Raw genomic sequence first — 17927 nt, 5'->3', positions numbered from 1 at the left:
AGTCCGCATGCCGCCCGCACGCCCCCGCGTCCTGTACGTCAGCGACCTGGCCTATCCCGCGAGGGGCCGCCGGTACTGCGACGAGGACATCTTCCTCACCGCACGGCTGCGGGAGGAGTTCGACATCGCCCTGTGCCATCCGCTGGACGCCGCCGCGCTGATGGACGGCTTCGACGCCGTCGTGGTACGCAACAGCGGGCCGGTGCTCAACTACCAGGGGGCGTACGACGCGTTCAGGGAGCAGGCACTCGCTCGCGGCATCCGCGTCTACAACGAGCTGTCGGGCAAGGGCGACATGGCGGGCAAGCAGTACCTGCTCGACCTGACCGCTGCCGGGTACCCGGTGATCCCCACCGTGGACCGCGTGGCGGACCTCGCCGGTCTGCCCGAGGCCGACACCTATGCGGTGAAACCGAAGCTCGGCGCCGACTCCATCGGCCTGGAGTTCGTCCCGCGCGAGCGGCTCCCCGAACTGGCGTACGGCGACATCCTCGTCCAGCCGCGCATCGACTTCCGCTACGAGGTGTCCTTCTACTTCGTCGACGACACCCTCCAGTACGCCCTGCACGCGCCCCGTCCCGCGGAGCGCTGGGCCCTGGAGCCGTACGAACCGACGGACGAGGACCGGGAGTTCGCCCGGAGATTCGTCGACTGGAACGCGATCGCGCACGGCATCCAGCGCGTGGACGCCTGCCGCGCCCCGAACGGCGAGCTCCTCCTCGTCGAACTGGAGGACCTCAACCCGTATCTGTCCCTGGACGTCCTCCCCGCCGACGCGCGGGACTCGTTCGTCGCGAGCATGAAGACGTCACTGCGCGGCCTGCTCGAGCGCTAGGACCTAATCGGCCGCGCCGGGCTCCCATGCCTCCACGTCCACGACGGCAGCCGCCGGGATCGGCCCGTACACGTGCGGGAACTCCTCGCTGCCCGGCTCCGGGGCCTCGTACCGCAGGGGTACGTCGAGCCGGTCGGGGTCGATGACCAGGACCACGAGTTCGTCGGGCCCTGAGTAGGAGCCGTACAGGAACGCGGCCACGGCGGGGAGTTGCTGCCGCGACGAGCAGTGGATGAAGCCCTCCTCCGCCAGGGTGCGGCCGCGGGTCGAAAGCGTGTACGCGCCGCTCTCGCGGGCCGCCTCCCACAGGGAGCGTTCGGTGATGTGCAGGATCTCTGAGGGCATGGCGTCACGTTAGGGGATCAGCCGAGCGGCCCGCGCGTCAGTTCTTCGCGGCTGGGTCCCCGGGCCCCTCCGCGGCCTCCTGGGCGTGTCGCTCGCACTTCGGGTTCCGACAGGGACCTGGGCTCCACGAGGGCACCCACACGCCGAGGGTCTTGTGCCGCCCCACGACTGCCTCGACGGGCTGCCCGCAGACGGGACAGACCCGGCTGCCTTCCTTGCTGGCCATGCCCTCAGGTTATTGCGGAAGAGGCGGCCGCGCCTCCCGCCCGCACTTTCCCCGCAGCCACTCAGCCCTGGGGCTCGCGCCACATCGGCCACATGTGCGGGCCGTCCGGCAGGTCGACCGTACGGCCCATGAAGGCGAAGCCGAGACGCTCGTACAGCACCCGGCCGCGGGCGCTGCTCGCCTCCAGGTACGCGGGCAGTCCCTCGCGGTCGCAGCGGTCGAGGACGGGCTGCATGATCGCCGTGCCGAGGCCCTGGCCCTGGCGGTCCGGCGCCACCGCGATCATCCAGAGGTACTCGTGGGCGCGGTCCTGCGGATGGACCTCGGCGGTCAGCCGGACGATCTGCTCGACGCGTTCGTTGTCGGGGTCGACGGCCTCGCGCAGTTCCGCTGCCGACTCGTCCTGCCCGCCGTCGCTCCCGCCGTCGCTCCCGCCCTCGCTTTCGTCGTCCGCGGCCGGCGTCGGCAGCCACAGCGCGCAGGCCGTGAAGTCCTCCGTGACGTCGATGCGCCCCTCGGCGAGCACGATGTCGACGAAGGCGGCCATCAGCCGGGGGTGCGCCGCGCGCCGGTGCTCCTCGCCGGGGAACACCCACCCGCTCACCGGATCGTCGTGGAACGCCTCGTCCAGAAGCCGTATGACGGCCTCGCGATCGTCCTCGCCCACCGCCCGGATGGCCACGCCCATGTCCCTGCCCCTTCATCCCCACTGGCCTTGATCGTCCAGCCCTTGAAGCGTAGGGGGCGATCCCCGGCCCGTCCGGCGATTGAGGACGAGCGCGGGGAAGGGCCGGACCCCGCACACCGTGGGGATGTGCGGGACCCGCCCCGGCCGAAGGCGCCGGGAGCCGTACGGGGTCAGGTCCGTACGGTCCCGGCGGCTCCGGGGTCCACCACCGCGCGACAGCCGCGCTCAGTTGCTGCGCCGCGTCACGAACTCCGCCAGCGCGAGGAGGCCGCCCGCCGCCTCCGGATCCGGGATCGCCCGGGCCAGTTCGTGCATCGCCCGGGACATCCGGTCGGCCGCCTGGACCTGCGCCCAGTCGCGGCCGCCCGCCCGCTCGACCGCCAGCACCGTGCGCTCCAGGTCTCCCGCGCCGCCTTCCTCGTACGGGATCGCGTACAGCTCGGCGAGTTCGGCCGCCGCCGGGGTGCCGGAGGCGAGCGCGGCCACCACCGGCAGGGACTTCTTGCGCGCGATGAGGTCCGCCCCGGCCGGCTTGCCGGTACGGCTCGGGTCCCCCCAGATCCCGATCACGTCGTCGATCAGCTGAAAGGCGAGCCCGGCCTCCCGGCCGAACGCGTCGAGGGCCTCGACCTCGTCCGCCGGCGCCCCCGCGTACAGCGCGCCGAGGGCGCAGGCGCAGCCGAGCAGCGCGCCCGTCTTGGCCTCGGCCATGGCGAGGCACTCGTCGAGACCGACCTCGTGCGGGCCGAGCTTCTCCATGGCCGTGTCCGTGTGCTGCCCCGCGCACAGTTCGACGACGCAGCTCGCGAGGCGGGCGGCCGCGGTCGACGCCGCCGGGTGCGGGTCCTCGGCGAGCAGCCGCTGGGCCAGGGCCTGCAGGGCGTCCCCGGCGAGGATCGCGTCGGCGTCGCCGAACACGGTCCACGCGGTGGGGCGGTGCCTGCGGGTGGTGTCCCGGTCCATGACGTCGTCGTGCAGCAGCGTGAAGTTGTGGATCAACTCCACGGCCGCCGCCGCCCGTACGGCGCCGGCGTGCCGTCCGCCGAGTGCCTGTACGGCGGTCAGGACGAGCGCCGGCCTGATCGCCTTGCCCGCGTTGCCCGCCGCCGGTGTGCCGTCCGCGTGCTCCCAGCCGAAGTGGTAGAGCGCGATCCGGCGTATCGAGCCGGGCAGCGACTCGATCGCCCTGCGCAGCTCGGGGTCGACCGACGCCCGGGCACGCTCCAGGATCCCCGCCGCTTCCTGTCCGTCGAGCACACCCGACGGGCTCGGCGGACCCGGAGGGCTCGGCGGACCCGACGGACTCGGCGGGGTCCGCCTGTCGCCGGGGCTGCCGATCTGGTTCCGCCTTTCGAGGGTCTCGGTCCGGCTCTGCTTTGTCTCCGTCATGAACTCACCCATGGGATCGCCTTGGAGAGTCTGCGGACGGTGGCGCTTCCGCTGCCGCTGGGCGCGTACGGCCCGGGTGTACCCACCCTCCGAGGGACGGGAACACTGCGCCCGGGGGCGCGCGGAAGCTCAACGCCAGCGGCCGATCTCGACGTTCTCCAGGATGCCGAGGGCGTCGGGGACCAGGACCGCGGCCGAGTAGTAGGCCGTCACCAGGTAGGAGATGATCGCCTGCTCGTTGATGCCCATGAAGCGCACCGACAGGCTCGGTTCGATCTCGTCCGGGATGCCGGCCTGCTGGAGCCCGATGACGCCCTGCTCGGCCTCGCCGGTACGCATGGCGATGATCGAGGTCGTACGGGCCTCGCTGACCGGGATCTTGTTGCACGGGTAGATCGGGACTCCGCGCCAGGTCGGGATGCGGTTGCCGGCGATCTCGACGCTCTCGGGGACGAGTCCGCGCTTGTTGCACTCGCGGCCGAACGCGGAGATCGCGCGTGGGTGGGCGAGGAGCATCTTGGTGCCGCGCCTGCGGCTGAGGAGCTCGTCCAGGTCGTCGGGGCTGGGCACGCCGTCGTGCGGCTGCAGCCGCTGGTCGTACTCGCAGTTGTTGAGCAGCCCGAACTCCCGGTTGTTGACCAGCTCGTGCTCCTGGCGCTCCTTCAACGCCTCCACGGTGAGCCTCAGTTGCTGCTCGGTCTGGTTCATCGGCTGGTTGTAGAGGTCGGCCACGCGCGAGTGCAGGCGCAGCACGGTCTGGGCGATGCTCAGTTCGTACTCGCGGGGCGCTGCCTCGTAGTCCACGAAGGTGCCGGGGATGTCCTGCTCCCCGGTGTGGCCGGCCGCGAGGTCGATCTCCTTCTCGCCGTACTTGTTGGTGCGCTGCTCGGGGATCGCGCGCTGCTGCCCGAGGTGGTCGCGCAGGGACTCGGCGCGCTCCGCGACCTGTTCGAGGTCCCGGCGGGGCAGCGTGAGCACGGTGCACGCGGTGACCGCGCGAGCCGTGTACTCCCAGATGGCGTCCGGGTCCAGGAGCGCGTCCTCGCCGAAGTACGCCCCGTCGGCGAGGACGCCGAGGACCGCGTCGTCGCCGTAGGGTCCCGTGCCGATCTTCTCGACCTTGCCGTGGGCGAGCAGGAAGACCTCTTCGGACTGGCCGCCGAACGAGGCGAGCACCTCCCCCGGTGCGAACTCCCGCTGCTGGCAGCGCTGGGCGAGCTCGCCGAGCACCTCCAGGTCCTCGTAGTCCCGCAGCACCGGCAGTTCGCCGAGCTCCGCGGGGATGACCTGCACCCGGTCCCCCGTCTTCACGAACGTGACACGGCCGTCGCCCACCGAGTAGCTGAGGCGCCGGTTCACTCGGTACGTACCACCCTGCACGTTCACCCATGGCAGCGTGCGGAGGAGCCAGCGCGAGCTGATCTCCTGCATCTGGGGTGCGGACTTGGTGGTGGTGGCCAGGTTCCGCGCGGCCGAGGTGCCGAGACTCTGCTGCGGCCGACCCTGCTCTGCGCGGACTTCTTCGCCTACCGACATAAAGAACTGCCCTCCCGGTCGTGGCACTGGTCTGCCGGAGCCAGACTTCCATCACGGAGCGTGTCGGTGCTATTACACGAATGAGGGGGAATGGACCAGCGGTGGAGTGGGCACAGCACCGGTTTTCGTCGAGTCGTCGAACGGACCTGGTGCGGGAACTCCAAGATCCGGCCAACCGTTTGATCCTTCGACGGGACGAGTTGATCCTTCGACGGACGAGGACGGGAGAGGGCGATGACGGGCTTCCTGGACCGCGCCAGAGAACAGGCGCAGCGCGGCATGACGCAGGGCAAGCAGAAGATCGACGAGGTGCAGGCCCAGCGCGCGGGCGGCGATCTGCTGAAGAAGCTGGGCGCCGCGTACTACGCGGAGCGCAGCGGCAGCGGCTCCCCCGAGGCCACGCAGCAGGCACTGCGAGCCCTGGAAACCCACATAGCGGCGCACGGCGACGGATTCCTGCGTTCCTAGCCGGACCGCGGGTGAGCGCCTCCTGTCCGGATCGGCTCGCACGCTGTGCGAACGGCTGGGCCGGGCCTGCGTGTTCCGGGTACAAGCTGCGTACGAGACGGCCGCGTCAGGCGGTCGGCATGCAGCGCGAAGGAGGCGGTCATGGCCCCACCCATGTCCGCGGGCAGATTCCTGGACCGGCTCAGGCAGGAAGGCGTCACCGTCGTCGAGGTCGGCGACTGGGAGCATCACAACCGCAACCATCAGGGCCCCTGGGGACCGGTGAACGGCGTGATGATCCATCACACGGTGACCTCGGGCAGCGAGCGCACCGTGGAGATCTGTCGCAAGGGTTACGCGGATCTGCCCGGACCGCTGTGCCACGGCGTCATCACCAAGGACGGCGTCGTCCACCTAGTCGGTTACGGGCGGGCCAACCATGCGGGCCTGGGCGACGACGACGTCCTGCGCGCCGTGATCGCCGAGAAGGCGCTCCCCCACGACAACGAGGCGAACACCGACGGCAACCGCCACTTCTACGGCTTCGAGTGCGAGAACCTCGGCGACGGCCTGGACCCCTGGCCCGAGGTCCAGCTCGCGGCGATCGAGCGGGTCTCGGCCGCGATCTGCCGCCACCACGGGTGGACGGAGCGTTCCGTCATCGGTCACCTGGAGTGGCAGCCGGGCAAGGTCGACCCCCGGGGCTTCACGATGGCCTCTGTGCGGGGGCGCGTCCGCGACCGCCTGAAGTGACACCGCTGCCTGTCCGCGGCCGCACCCCCGGACGGTCTGTCGGTGCCCGACAATGGTGGGGTGACCAGGCCTGACCTCCCTCGCCTCCCCGAAGCGCCCGACCCGGCCGTCCTGCGGCCGCGGCTGCCGTCGCCGGTGCAGGACGCCGTGGACGAGCGCTTCGCCCGGCACGGGGTCCGGTTGCTGCTCAAGCGGGACGACCTGATCCACCCGGACCTGATCGGCAACAAGTGGCGCAAGCTCGCCCCGAACCTGCGGGCGGCGGCGGGCCGCACGGTGCTCACCTTCGGCGGCGCGTACTCCAACCATCTGCGCGCCACGGCCGCCGCGGGCCGTCTCCTGGGCCTGCCCACCGTGGGTGTGGTCCGCGGGCAGGAACTGGCCGGCCGCCCGCTGAACCCCTCCCTGTCCCGGTGCGCGGCCGACGGCATGCGGCTGCACTTCGTCGACAGATCGACCTACCGCCGCAAGAGCGACCCGGAAGCGCTGGCCGGGATCCTCCGCGACGCGGCCGCCGAGGACGCGTACGTCGTCCCCGAAGGCGGCAGCAACTCCCTTGCCGTACGCGGCTGCCGGGAGCTCGGCGAGGAGCTCCGCGGCTGTGCGGACATCGTCGCCGTCGCCTGCGGCACCGGTGGCACCTTCGCGGGCCTGGCCGCCGGACTCGCCCGTGACCAGCGCGCCCTCGGCATACCGGTCCTCAAGGGCGGCTTCCTGACCGCCGACATACAGGCCCTCCAGGAGGACGCCTTCGGCGGCCGGCGCGGCGACTGGTGGCTCGACGACCGCTTTCACTGCGGCGGCTACGCCCGCACCACCCCCGAGCTGACCGCCTTCGCCGAGGACTTCGAGGACCGCCACGGTCTGCCCGTCGAACGTCTCTATGTCGCCAAGCTGCTGTACGGACTTGTCGCCCTGGCGGCGGAGGGCGCCTTCCCGCGTGGCACCACGGTGGCGGCCGTGATCACCGGCAGCCCGTTCCCACCTGCCACCCGGGACTGCTAGGTCGCCACCTCCCGGTAGGCCGCCGCCTCCTCCAGGTCCAGCCGTCTGAGCAGCGTGCGCAGCATCTCGTCGTCGATGTGACGGCCGTCCCGGAGTCGTACGAAGACCGCGCGCTCGGCGCCGATCATCTCGCGGGACAGCCGCCGGTAGGTGTCGTCGACCGTCTCGCCGGTCGTGGGGTTGACCGAGCCCAGCCGCTCCCAGACCGCGTTGCGGCGCCGTTCCAGGACCGCGCGCAGCCGGTCGGCGAGCGGTGGGGGCAGGGTGTTGCGCTCGTCGTCGAGGAGTTCGTCGAGGCGCTGCTCGGCGATCCGGGAGGCCTGCGCCTGGGCGTTCGCCTCGGCGAGCGTCTCGGCCTGCTGGTCGCGGCCGGGCAGCTTCAGGAGCCGGATCAGCGGGGGCAGCGTCAGCCCCTGCACGACCAGCGTGCCGATGACCGTCGTGAAGGTCAGGAAGAGGACGAGGTTGCGATCGGGAAAGTCCGCGCCGTTGTGCAGCGTGACGGGGACCGAGAAGGCGATGGCGAGCGAGACCACGCCCCGCATTCCTGCCCAGCCGATGATGAACGGCCCCTTCCAGGTGGGGTTCTTCTCGCGCTCCCGGATGCGCGAGGACAGCAGCCGCGGCAGGAAGGTCGCCGGGTAGACCCACACGAACCGGGCGGCGACGACGACCACGAAGACGGCCACCGCGTACCAGGCGGCGCGTGCACCCTGGTACTCCCCCAGTCCTTCGAGGACGACGGGCAGTTGGAGTCCGATCAGGGCGAACACGGCGGACTCCAGGACGAACGCGACCATCTTCCAGACCGCCTCCTCCTGGAGGCGGGTCGCGAAGTCCACCTCCCAGGACCGGTGTCCGACGTAGAGCGCGACGACGACCACGGCGAGCACCCCGGAGGCGTGCACCTGCTCGGCGACGCCGTACGCGACGAAGGGGATGAGGAGGGAGAGGGTGTTCTGCAGCAGCGCCTCGTTGAGGTGCGTGCGCAGCCAGTGGATCGGCATCATCAGGACGAGTCCGACCACCACACCGCCGACCGCGGCGAGCAGGAACTCGCCGATGCCGCCCGCCCAGGTCGCGCCCTCGCCGATCGCGGCGGCGAGGGCCACCTTGTAGGCGGTGATCGCGGTGGCGTCGTTCACCAGGGACTCGCCCTGCAAAATCGTGGTGATGTGCGAGGGCAGTCCGACCCGGCGGGCGACCGCGGTCGCCGCGACCGCGTCCGGCGGCGCCACCACCGCCCCGAGGACCAGCGCCGCGGTCAGCGGCAGACCCGGCACGATCAGATACGCCGCCCAGCCGACGGCGAGCGTCGCGAACAGGACGTAGCCGACCGAGAGCAGCGCGACGGGCCGCAGTTGGGCCCGCAGGTCGAGGTACGAGCTGTCGGTCGCCGCCGTGTACAGCAGCGGGGGCAGCAGCAGCGGCAGCACGACCTCGGGGTCGAGCCTGTAGTCGGGCACCCCGGGGAGGTACGCGATCACGAGGCCCACCGCGACGAGCAGCAGCGGCGCGGGTACCGGCGTGCGTCGTGCCGCCCCCGCGACCGCGGCGCTGCCCGCGACCAGCAACAGCAGTGGCAGAACATGCATCGGCCTCAGCCCACCCTCGTTTTTCGCGCGGCACGCCGCACACCCGACGTAACCTGGCAATCATGAAACAGTGCACGCACGGCGACGCGCTGCCGCACCCCCAGCCCGAGCCCCTGAGCGAGACCTGCCTGGAGTGCCTGGCGGCAGGTTCGCACCCGGTGCAGTTGAGGCTGTGCCTGGAGTGCGGGCACCTCTCCTGCTGCGACTCCTCGCCGATGCGGCACGCGACGGAGCACTTCAAGGAGACCGGACACCCGGTGATGCGCACATTCGAGCCCGGGGAGAACTGGCGCTGGTGCTTCGTCGACCACGTACTCGTGTGATCCGTGTGCCGGACGGTTCGGCGGTCTGACGTCTGGGTACGTCAACCCGGCGCGCGCTCTTCCGAATTGGGGCCGCAGACCCCTAGCCACTGTGCGTACTCATAGGCTTACTATGAGTGACAAGAAGGGGCGGGGTCCCCGGTACGGAAAACTCGGGAGCGCGGTAGCGTCACCGCTGAACCACATGGCGCGTTACCCCGGGGGGCGACCCTCGGCCCTGAAAAAGCTCCTAATGAGCTTGTACCACCTTGGAGGTGAGGGTGTCCCAGATCGCAGGCGAGCCCGCGACGAAGGACTTCGTGGAAGTCCGGCTGCCGGCCGCGGGTGCCTACCTGTCGGTGCTGCGTACGGCCACGGCCGGACTCGCGGCCCGTTTGGACTTCACCCTCGACGAGATCGAGGACCTGCGCATCGCGGTGGACGAGGCCTGCGCGATCCTGCTGCAGCAGGCCGTCCCCGGCTCGGTGCTCAGCTGCGTCTTCCGGTTGATCGAGGACTCGCTGGAGGTGACGGTCTCGGCTCCGACCACGGACGGTCACGCTCCCGCGCGCGACACGTTCGCCTGGACCGTCCTCTCGGCTCTCGCGGGCAAGGTCGAATCCACCGTCGCCGACGACAAGACCGTGTCGATCAGCCTCTACAAACAGCGCGGCGCGGGACCCGGGCCGGCGTGAGGAACGGGGACGGGCCGGTGCGGGACGAAGAGCGCGGCACACGGGAGCTTCCCGCCGAGCGCGTCGACGGTCCGGGTGGGCCGCGGCGCATGGCGGACGGCGTCGACGGCATCCCCGAGCAGGCCCGGCCGCATCCGGAGGACGACGCATCCATGGCGGCGCCCGAAGCGTCTCAGCAGCAGACGGAACCGATCGACGGGGGCTCCCCTGCTCATGAGGGTCCCCCCGGTTCGAGGAAGGTCGAGAACCTGGGGGAGGCACCGAGGGCTCGGGAAATGGTGACGGGCGGGACTATGAGCGAGCACGAGCAGCACGACAAGCCGGGCGCACCGGAGGTGCCGAGCGCGCCCCAGGGGCCCAGTGCCCCGCAGCCGCAAGCGCAGCCGCAAGGGCCGAGCCGCCAGCACACGCAGCACGACCCGCACGACCGCAGCGGAGCGCGGGCGATGTTCATCGAGCTGCGCAAGCTGACGGACGGCAGCGCCGAGTACGCGGAGCTGCGCAACCAGCTGGTCCGCATGCATCTGCCGCTCGTCGAGCACCTCGCACGCCGTTTCCGCAACCGCGGGGAGCCGCTGGACGACCTCACGCAGGTCGCGACCATCGGCCTGATCAAGTCGGTCGACCGCTTCGACCCGGAGCGTGGCGTCGAGTTCTCGACGTACGCGACCCCGACGGTCGTCGGCGAGATCAAGCGGCACTTCCGTGACAAGGGCTGGGCGGTGCGGGTGCCGCGCCGTCTGCAGGAACTGCGGCTGGCCCTGACGACGGCCACCGCAGAGCTGTCCCAGCAGCACGGCCGCTCCCCCACGGTGCACGAGCTGGCCGAGAAACTGGCCATCTCGGAGGAAGAGGTCCTGGAGGGCCTGGAGTCCGCCAACGCGTACTCCACGCTGTCCCTGGACGTCCCCGACACCGACGACGAGTCGCCGGCCGTCGCGGACACCCTGGGCTCCGAGGACGAGGCACTGGAGGGGGTCGAGTACCGCGAGTCCCTCAAGCCGCTCCTGGAGGACCTGCCGCCGCGGGAGAAGCGGATCCTGCTGCTGCGTTTCTTCGGCAACATGACGCAGTCGCAGATCGCGCAGGAGGTCGGCATCTCCCAGATGCACGTGTCGCGCCTGCTGGCGCGCACGCTGGCCCAGCTGCGGGAGAAGCTGCTCGTCGAGGAGTGAGACCGTCGTCGCCGGTCTCGTTGACGGTTACTTCTGGTCTTGTACGTTCCCGCCGGGCCCTCGGATTCCGAGGGCCCTGGTCGTTGCCGGGTTCACCAGCAGCACCAGCGCGGTGACCGCGACGACCGCGAGCGCGATGCCCGCCGGGATCGCGACGCTGTCGGCCTGAAGCAGGCTGTAGGCCACCGGAAGCGCCATGATCTGCGTGATCACCGCGGGTCCCCGGCTCCAGCTGCGGCGCAGCAGCAGCCCGCGGGCGGCCAGCAGGGGCAGCAGCGCGAGCAGGATCACCGTGACTCCGCCGGTGATGGCCTGCTGCCGGTCGTCCCCGTCACCCGTGAGGCCCAGTACGAGCATCCAGACACCGCCCGTCACGAGCGCGAGCCCCTCCAGCGCGGCCAGCGCCGCCGCGGCGGTCAGCCGCCCGGGACGGGGCTCGGCGTCGGGGTGGTCCGCAGGCGTCTTCGGGTCGGGGTTCCGCTCAGCACTCACCCCAGCAGGGTAGCCCTCCGCCTCCGGCCGGCCTCGGCCCCGTATCCGCGCTCCTCCCCGCCGATGCCGGGGTCTCCCCGGCCGCGACGCCCGGGGATCACGAGCCCGACCTCTTACCCGATCCCTACCTCACGCCTACCTCGGTCTGGGCCGAGTACCACCCAGTAGGTACCCTGCATCCCATGCGTGCACTTCTCGTGGTCAATCCGGCGGCAACCACCACAAGTGCGCGCACGCGTGACGTCTTGACCCACGCACTGGCCAGCGAGATGAAACTCGAAGCGGTCACCACCGAGTACCGCGGGCACGCCAGGGACCTCGGCCGGCAGGCCGCGGAGAGCGAGGACATAGACCTGGTCGTGGCCCTCGGCGGCGACGGCACGGTCAACGAGGTCGTCAACGGCCTGCTGCACCACGGCCCCGACCCGGACCATCTGCCGCGCCTCGCCGTGGTCCCCGGCGGCTCCACCAACGTCTTCGCGCGCGCCCTGGGCCTGCCCAACGACGCCGTGGAGGCGACCGGCGCCCTGCTGGACGCCCTGCGCGAGGGCCGGGAGCGCACGATCGGACTCGGTCTGGCCGCCGGCACCCCGGGCACCGAGGACGAATCGGTGCCGGCCCGCTGGTTCACTTTCTGCGCGGGCCTCGGCTTCGACGCCGGAGTCATCGGCCGGGTCGAACAGCAGCGCGAACGGGGCAAGCGCTCCACGCATGCGCTGTATCTCCGCCAGGTCGTACGTCAGTTTCTGGACGAACCTCACCGCAGACACGGCACCATCACGCTGGAGCAGCCCGGCGAGGACCCGGTCACCGATCTGGTCCTGTCCATAATCTGCAATACCTCACCGTGGACGTTTCTCGGCAATCGTCCGGTGTACGCCTCGCCTAAGGCCTCGTTCGATACCGGACTCGACGTACTCGGCCTGAGCCGCATGTCGACTGCCGCGGTTGCCCGGTATGCGACCCAGTTGCTCACTTCGTCCCCCGAGCGGGGACCCCATGGCAGGCACGCACTCTCACTGCACGACCTGACGGACTTCACCTTGCATTCGAAGGTCCCGCTACCCCTGCAGATGGACGGCGACCACCTCGGGCTGCGTACGAGCGTGACGTTCACAGGCGTACGCCGTGCACTGCGTGTGATTGTGTGAGTGGAAGGGCCCAAAGTCCTTTCACTCGAACGTTTAGACCAGGGTCCACCCCATGGAAGTACGGCTGTGACCTAGTCGACACCGAGGAATCAAAAAAAACTTTCCAGAAGGGGTTGTATCCGCCGCTGAGGTTTGCGAGTCTCTACGTGGCGCTCGGGACGGCCCGCAACATCGGCCCCACAGAGAGCCAGAACCCCTCCTCAAATCACAGGACCACGCCAGTCCGTCTGGCAGTCGGCCCTTCACTTGTTGAGGGATTCGTGAAAGCGTTCACATTCACAAGCAACTTGCACGTAATACCAAGGAGAGGTAGCAGCCATGGACTGGCGTCACAACGCCGTTTGCCGCGAGGAAGACCCCGAGCTCTTCTTCCCCATCGGCAACACCGGTCCTGCGCTGCTGCAGATCGAGGAAGCCAAGGCTGTCTGCCGCCGCTGCCCCGTCATGGAGCAGTGCCTGCAGTGGGCGCTCGAGTCCGGCCAGGACTCCGGCGTCTGGGGTGGCCTCAGCGAGGACGAGCGCCGCGCGATGAAGCGCCGCGCCGCCCGCAACCGGGCCCGTCAGGCCTCCGCCTGACGCCCCACCCCGTAACAGCCTGAGCCCGGCGGCGCGTACAGCGAGTACGCATCTCCCGCCCCCGAGCCGCAGCGCGCAGTACCCCCGATGCGCATCGCATATCGCAACGAGCTTTCAGCCCCGGACCAGATCTTGGTCCGGGGCTCATTGCTGTTTGCTACTGAGTCTGTTTGCTACCGAGCTGTTTGCGTCTGCGTGGGTGAAGCAGGACGCGGGTGGATGAACTGGGCGTGCCCGGCCGCCTGTTACTTGTTGGCCCGCACCGGGATGTCCAGGATCACCTGAGTGCCGCGCACCGGCGCCGCCACCATGTCGAAGGTGCCGCCCAACTCGCCCTCCACCAGCGTCCGTACGATCTGCAGCCCGAGGTTGCCCGAGCGGTGCGGGTCGAAGCCCTCGGGCAGGCCCGCGCCGTCGTCCTGGACGGTGACCAGGAGACGGGCCTCCTTGCTGGTACCGCCGCGGATTGCCGAGACCTCGACCGTGCCGCGGTCGCCCTCGCGGAAGCCGTGCTCCAGGGCGTTCTGCAGGATCTCGGTGAGCACCATGGAGAGCGGGGTCGCGACTTCCGCGTCCAGGATCCCGAAGCGGCCGGTGCGCCGGCCGGTGACCTTGCCGGGCGAGATCTCGGCGACCATCGCGAGCACCCGGTCGGCGATCTCGTCGAACTCCACGCGCTCGTCCAGGTTCTGGGACAGCGTCTCGTGCACGATCGCGATCGATCCGACGCGGCGTACGGCCTCCTCCAGCGCCTCCCGGCCCTTGTCCGAGTCGATGCGGCGGGCCTGGAGGCGCAGCAGTGCCGCCACCGTCTGGAGGTTGTTCTTCACCCGGTGGTGGATCTCCCGGATGGTCGCGTCCTTGGTGATCAACTCGCGCTCGCGCCGCCGCAGTTCGGTGACGTCACGCAGCAGGACGAGCGAACCGACACGCGTGCCCTTGGGCTTGAGCGGGATCGCGCGCAGCTGGATCACTCCTTCAGCGCTCTCGATCTCGAACTCGCGGGGCGCCCAGCCGCTGGCGACCTTCGACAGCGCCTCGTCCACCGGGCCGCGGGAGGGGGCGAGTTCGGCGGTGGTCACGCCGAGGTGGTGGCCCACGAGGTCGGCGGCGAGGCCGAGGCGGTGGTAGGCGGAGAGGGCGTTCGGCGAGGCGTACTGGACGATGCCGTCCGCGTCGAGGCGGATCAGCCCGTCGCCCACGCGCGGCGAGGCGTCCATGTCGACCTGCTGGTCGGGGAACGGGAAGGAACCGGCGGCGATCATCTGGGCGAGGTCGGAGGCGCTCTGGAGGTAGGTCAGTTCCAGGCGGCTCGGGGTGCGCACGGTGAGGAGGTTGGTGTTGCGGGCGATCACGCCCAGGACCCGGCCTTCCCGGCGCACAGGAATGGACTCGACCCGTACGGGGACTTCCTCTCGCCACTCGGGGTCGCCCTCGCGCACGATGCGGCCCTCGTCGAGCGCTGCGTCCAGCAGGGGCCGGCGGCCGCGCGGGACGAGGTGGCCGACCATGTCGTCCTGGTACGAGGTGGGGCCGGTGTTGGGCCGCATCTGCGCGACGGAGACATAGCGGGTGCCGTCGCGCGTGGGGACCCACAGCACGAGGTCGGCGAAGGAGAGGTCGGAGAGCAGCTGCCACTCCGAGACCAGCAGGTGCAGCCACTCGAGGTCGGAGTCACCGAGAGCGGTGTGCTGGCGTACGAGGTCGTTCATGGAGGGCACTAGGCGAGCGTACCTGGCGGTACGGACGCGGCCCGAAATCCCGGGGCCCGCGGATGATCACCCGCCCCCGGAAACACCCGCGGGCCGCGGCGCCTGGGAGGGACCCTCAACCCTCCCGGCACCGCAGCCCGGAGCAGCAACGGCCATGGGGTGTGCGGTCCCATTCGGCCGAAGGAGAGGAGCCGGAGCAGTCAGGGCAGAGAGCGCCGGTTCCTCGGTCCGTCTTCCTGTGCGGGGAAGACGGAGGCTTGATCGGTGGTGGTCAGCCGGCACGCGTGGACTAGACCATGCCACTGGGTCCATGTTCCTTCGTCCATGAGCCCGTGTCCATGCGTGAGTGGATGTTTGTTGTTGTCTCTTTATCGAACATCCAACGGCATCCACCATGCAGAGTAGCCCGGTTCGGTGGCCTACCGGTGCCGGATTACGGCACGGGCGACCCCTGTTTCCGTCAGGAGGCGGGCCAGGCGGTCATGGCGAGGGCGGCGAGCGCCTCCAGCTCCTGCCGGGTGGCTCCGTCGCGGGCCTGCTGGGACATGCCCTGGATGATCGCCCCGGTGTGCCGCGCGAGGGCCGCCGCGTCGGTGTCCGCGGGCAGCTCACCGGCGCTGATCCCCGCTCTTATCCGGCTCTCGAAGGCCGCGAGGTTGGCATTGCGCCGCGCCCGCAGCGACTCCTCGACCTCGGGTGTCGTGCAGTTGGTGGCCGCGTGGATGACCAGGCAGCCGTGCGGGCGGTCGTCCTCGGTGTACTCGGCGGCGGCCTCGCGCAGCGTCCGCTCGATCGCGCCGCGGACGGTGGGCTCCTCGGCGAGGGCGCGCTCGCTGAACGAGCCGTACTTCCTGCCGTACGAGTTCACCGCCTCCTCGAACAGGGACTGCTTGTCGCCGAACGCCGCGTACAGACTCGGGGCGCCGATGCCCATGACGCGGGTGAGGTCGGAGACGGAGGTCGCTTCGTAGCCGTGCTCCCAGAAGGCGAGGACCGCCTTCTCCAGCGCGGTCTCGCGGTCGAAGGACCGGGGCCGGCCGCGCTGCCTGGTCCCCGCCCCGGTCTTCGTCTCGGTCCCCTCGCTGCCCACCATGGAGTGAATTGTATAGCGGGTACTAGAGAAATGTCGGCGGGCTGTTGTACGGTTTTTCTGTAGCGACCACTAGATAAAGGGGAAGGGGCGCCGACATGGGCGTACTCACGGGCAGGACGGCTCTCGTCACCGGTGGCAGCAGGGGGATCGGGCGGGGCATCGCCGAGCGGCTCGGCCGGGACGGGGCGCGGGTGGCCGTGCACTACGGAAGCAACGCGGCGGCGGCGAAGGAGACGGTGGCCGCGATCGAGGCGGAGGGCGGCTCGGCGTTCGCCGTCGAGGCGGAGCTCGGGGTGCCGGGGGACGCGCAGAGGCTCTGGGAGCGGTTCGACCGGCACGCGGACGGGCTCGACATCCTGGTGAACAACGCGGCGATCGGTACGTCACGGGCGTTCGGCGAGATCGACGAGGCGGAGTACGACCGGGTGTTCGCGGTGAACGTGAGGGCGCCCCACTTCATCACCCGGCTGGGCGCCCAGCGGCTGCGGGACGGCGGCCGGGTGATCAACGTGTCCTCCGGCCTCGCGCGCAACGCGGTGATGCCGGACAAGATGGCGTACGCGATGACGAAAGGCGCGCTGGACGTCTTCACCCGCGATCTCTCCAAGGTGCTGGGCCCGCGCGGAATCACCGTGAACTCGGTGGCCCCCGGCATCATCGACACCGACAGCAACGCGGACTGGCTGCGCACGAGCGACGAGGCGCGGGCGGGGGCTTCGGCGATATCGGCCCTGGGGCGCGTGGGCACCCCGGAGGACGTCGCCGACGTGGTGTCCTTCCTCGCCTCGGACGCCGGGCGCTGGGTCACCGGGGCGTGGCTGGACGCGACAGGGGGCTCCCTGATGTAGGTCCGCGACGGATGGTCACCGGCTGGAGGGCGACCAGGGAGGGGCGAGCACGGAAGCTGGACTCCGTCGGGCCATGGGGAGAACGGCGAGGGGCCGTTGATTGCACCGGCGCGGACGGAGGTGTCGGGCGAGACCGGCGGGGCCGATTCTGGTAGATTGGTCTATACCACATATCGTTTCCTTTCGGGTTCCAGTTGAGTCCCCCTCCAGATCGGCAGGCCCAGCGTGGAAGTTGTCATCGTTCCGGACGCCCAGGCAGGCGGCGAGATCATCGCCGAGGCCATGGCGGAGCTGCTCCGGCGCAAGCCCGACGCCCTGCTCGGCGTGGCCACCGGCTCGACCCCGCTGCCCATTTACGAGGCGCTGGCGGCGAAGGTCGGCTCCGGTGCCGTGGACGCCTCGCGGGCCCGGATCGCGCAGCTCGACGAGTACGTGGGGCTGCCGGCCGAGCATCCCGAGTCCTACCGGTCGGTGCTGCGCCGGGAGGTGCTGGAGCCGCTGGGGCTGAGCGTCGAGGCGTTCATGGGACCTGATGGCACCGCCCCGGACGTACCGGCGGCGTGCGAGGCGTACGACAGGGCGCTGGCGGCGGCCGGCGGGGTGGATCTGCAGATCCTGGGCATCGGGACCGACGGGCACATCGGGTTCAACGAGCCGTGCTCCTCGCTCGCCTCGCGCACCCGGATCAAGACGCTGACCGAGCAGACCCGCGTCGACAACGCACGGTTCTTCGAGGGCGACATCGAACAGGTCCCGCACCACGTCATCACCCAGGGCATCGGCACGATCCTGGAGGCGCGGCACCTCGTGCTGCTCGCCACGGGCGAGGGCAAGGCCGACGCGGTCGCGGCGACGGTGGAGGGCCCGGTCGCCGCGGTCTGTCCGGCCTCGGCGCTCCAGTTCCACCCGCACGCCACGGTCGTGGTCGACGAGGCGGCGGCGTCCAAGCTGAAGCTCGCGGACTACTTCCGGCACACGTACGCCAACAAGCCGGACTGGCAGGGGATTTAAGGCACTCTCCGGTGTACGAAGGTGCCGGGCCATCCCTCGCGGGACGGCAGATC

General features: G+C 70.5%; 20 protein-coding genes. 11 read left to right on the top strand and 9 right to left on the bottom strand.

All coding sequences use genetic code 11. The features are described from left to right. Nucleotides 1-7: 7 nt before the first annotated feature. Nucleotides 8-835 carry a hypothetical protein gene (locus ACN6LB_RS05010; protein ID WP_445024734.1) on the top strand — a complete coding sequence of 276 codons (828 nt, stop codon included), beginning with the start codon at nucleotides 8-10 and terminating at the stop codon, nucleotides 833-835. A 3-nt stretch (nucleotides 836-838) separates the two neighbouring features. On the opposite strand, the gene ACN6LB_RS05005 is transcribed toward ACN6LB_RS05010, so the two are convergent. The 5 genes from ACN6LB_RS05005 to ACN6LB_RS04985 all read right to left on the bottom strand — a co-directional run bounded on the left by ACN6LB_RS05005 (nucleotide 839) and on the right by ACN6LB_RS04985 (nucleotide 5019). Beyond that, complete coding sequence (locus tag ACN6LB_RS05005) at nucleotides 839-1180, bottom strand: DUF952 domain-containing protein (RefSeq protein ID WP_445024733.1); 342 nt, start codon at nucleotides 1178-1180, stop codon at nucleotides 839-841. 37 nt (nucleotides 1181-1217) lie between these two features. Next, the gene (locus ACN6LB_RS05000) at nucleotides 1218-1406 is read right to left on the bottom strand and encodes a hypothetical protein (RefSeq protein ID WP_445024732.1); all 189 of its coding nucleotides are present in this window, start codon (nucleotides 1404-1406) and stop codon (nucleotides 1218-1220) included. A gap of 61 nt (nucleotides 1407-1467) precedes the next feature. Further along, nucleotides 1468-2094, bottom strand: coding sequence for a GNAT family N-acetyltransferase (locus ACN6LB_RS04995; RefSeq protein ID WP_445024731.1), 627 nt, complete (start codon nucleotides 2092-2094; stop codon nucleotides 1468-1470). A 225-nt stretch (nucleotides 2095-2319) separates the two neighbouring features. Beyond that, on the bottom strand, nucleotides 2320-3483 hold the full coding sequence (locus tag ACN6LB_RS04990) for a family 2 encapsulin nanocompartment cargo protein polyprenyl transferase (RefSeq protein ID WP_445024730.1): 1164 nt from the start codon (nucleotides 3481-3483) through the stop codon (nucleotides 2320-2322). A gap of 129 nt (nucleotides 3484-3612) precedes the next feature. Then, nucleotides 3613-5019 (bottom strand): family 2B encapsulin nanocompartment shell protein, encoded by a 1407-nt coding sequence (locus ACN6LB_RS04985; RefSeq protein WP_356144774.1) that lies wholly within the window; start codon nucleotides 5017-5019, stop codon nucleotides 3613-3615. A 234-nt stretch (nucleotides 5020-5253) separates the two neighbouring features. Between ACN6LB_RS04985 and ACN6LB_RS04980 the strand changes: the two genes are divergently transcribed. The 3 genes from ACN6LB_RS04980 (at nucleotide 5254) to ACN6LB_RS04970 (ending at nucleotide 7224) form a co-directional block, all read left to right on the top strand. Further along, a complete protein-coding gene (locus tag ACN6LB_RS04980) occupies nucleotides 5254-5487 on the top strand; it encodes a hypothetical protein (protein ID WP_356144776.1) in 234 nt (77 codons plus the stop codon). A 141-nt stretch (nucleotides 5488-5628) separates the two neighbouring features. Further along, nucleotides 5629-6219 (top strand): N-acetylmuramoyl-L-alanine amidase, encoded by a 591-nt coding sequence (locus ACN6LB_RS04975; RefSeq protein ID WP_445024729.1) that lies wholly within the window; start codon nucleotides 5629-5631, stop codon nucleotides 6217-6219. 60 nt (nucleotides 6220-6279) lie between these two features. Further along, nucleotides 6280-7224 (top strand): 1-aminocyclopropane-1-carboxylate deaminase/D-cysteine desulfhydrase, encoded by a 945-nt coding sequence (locus tag ACN6LB_RS04970; RefSeq protein WP_445024728.1) that lies wholly within the window; start codon nucleotides 6280-6282, stop codon nucleotides 7222-7224. Here the strand turns inward: ACN6LB_RS04970 and ACN6LB_RS04965 are convergent. Next, on the bottom strand, nucleotides 7221-8819 hold the full coding sequence (locus tag ACN6LB_RS04965) for a Na+/H+ antiporter (protein WP_445024727.1): 1599 nt from the start codon (nucleotides 8817-8819) through the stop codon (nucleotides 7221-7223). The genes ACN6LB_RS04970 and ACN6LB_RS04965 overlap by 4 nt on opposite strands. 62 nt (nucleotides 8820-8881) lie before the next feature. Here ACN6LB_RS04965 and ACN6LB_RS04960 point away from each other — a divergent pair, with 62 nt between their 5' ends. From ACN6LB_RS04960 to ACN6LB_RS04950, 3 genes are all read left to right on the top strand, one after another. After that, nucleotides 8882-9142: a UBP-type zinc finger domain-containing protein gene (locus ACN6LB_RS04960; protein ID WP_445024726.1), complete on the top strand. Its 261-nt coding sequence runs from the start codon at nucleotides 8882-8884 to the stop codon at nucleotides 9140-9142. Nucleotides 9143-9402: 260 nt separating this feature from the next. Then, on the top strand, nucleotides 9403-9816 hold the full coding sequence (locus tag ACN6LB_RS04955) for an ATP-binding protein (RefSeq protein WP_356144786.1): 414 nt from the start codon (nucleotides 9403-9405) through the stop codon (nucleotides 9814-9816). Next, a complete protein-coding gene (locus tag ACN6LB_RS04950; protein ID WP_445024725.1) occupies nucleotides 9813-10991 on the top strand; it encodes an RNA polymerase sigma factor SigF in 1179 nt (392 codons plus the stop codon). Before ACN6LB_RS04955 ends, ACN6LB_RS04950 begins: the two co-directional genes overlap by 4 nt. Nucleotides 10992-11018: 27 nt before the next feature. Here the strand turns inward: ACN6LB_RS04950 and ACN6LB_RS04945 are convergent, their stop codons facing one another. Next, a complete protein-coding gene (locus tag ACN6LB_RS04945) occupies nucleotides 11019-11483 on the bottom strand; it encodes a hypothetical protein (RefSeq protein ID WP_445024724.1) in 465 nt (154 codons plus the stop codon). 182 nt (nucleotides 11484-11665) lie between these two features. Here ACN6LB_RS04945 and ACN6LB_RS04940 point away from each other — a divergent pair, with 182 nt between their 5' ends. Further along, nucleotides 11666-12634 (top strand): diacylglycerol/lipid kinase family protein, encoded by a 969-nt coding sequence (locus tag ACN6LB_RS04940; RefSeq protein WP_356144792.1) that lies wholly within the window; start codon nucleotides 11666-11668, stop codon nucleotides 12632-12634. Nucleotides 12635-12952: 318 nt separating this feature from the next. After that, nucleotides 12953-13210: a WhiB family transcriptional regulator gene (locus ACN6LB_RS04935; protein ID WP_016639615.1), complete on the top strand. Its 258-nt coding sequence runs from the start codon at nucleotides 12953-12955 to the stop codon at nucleotides 13208-13210. 245 nt (nucleotides 13211-13455) lie between these two features. On the opposite strand, the gene ACN6LB_RS04930 is transcribed toward ACN6LB_RS04935, so the two are convergent. Next, complete coding sequence (locus ACN6LB_RS04930) at nucleotides 13456-14922, bottom strand: sensor histidine kinase (protein WP_356144802.1); 1467 nt, start codon at nucleotides 14920-14922, stop codon at nucleotides 13456-13458. Nucleotides 14923-15382: 460 nt separating this feature from the next. Then, nucleotides 15383-16015: a TetR/AcrR family transcriptional regulator gene (locus ACN6LB_RS04925; protein ID WP_445024723.1), complete on the bottom strand. Its 633-nt coding sequence runs from the start codon at nucleotides 16013-16015 to the stop codon at nucleotides 15383-15385. A gap of 95 nt (nucleotides 16016-16110) precedes the next feature. On the opposite strand from ACN6LB_RS04925, the gene ACN6LB_RS04920 reads away from it, so the two are divergent. Continuing rightward, the gene (locus ACN6LB_RS04920) at nucleotides 16111-16863 is read left to right on the top strand and encodes an SDR family oxidoreductase (protein WP_445024722.1); all 753 of its coding nucleotides are present in this window, start codon (nucleotides 16111-16113) and stop codon (nucleotides 16861-16863) included. A gap of 225 nt (nucleotides 16864-17088) precedes the next feature. After that, nucleotides 17089-17874: a glucosamine-6-phosphate deaminase gene (gene nagB, locus ACN6LB_RS04915; RefSeq protein ID WP_445024721.1), complete on the top strand. Its 786-nt coding sequence runs from the start codon at nucleotides 17089-17091 to the stop codon at nucleotides 17872-17874. Nucleotides 17875-17927: the final 53 nt, after the last annotated feature.

The organism is Streptomyces sp. SAS_270, assembly GCF_052543295.1.
Note: the sequence above shows the minus strand (reverse complement) of the source record. Positions and strands in the feature narration are given on the sequence as shown.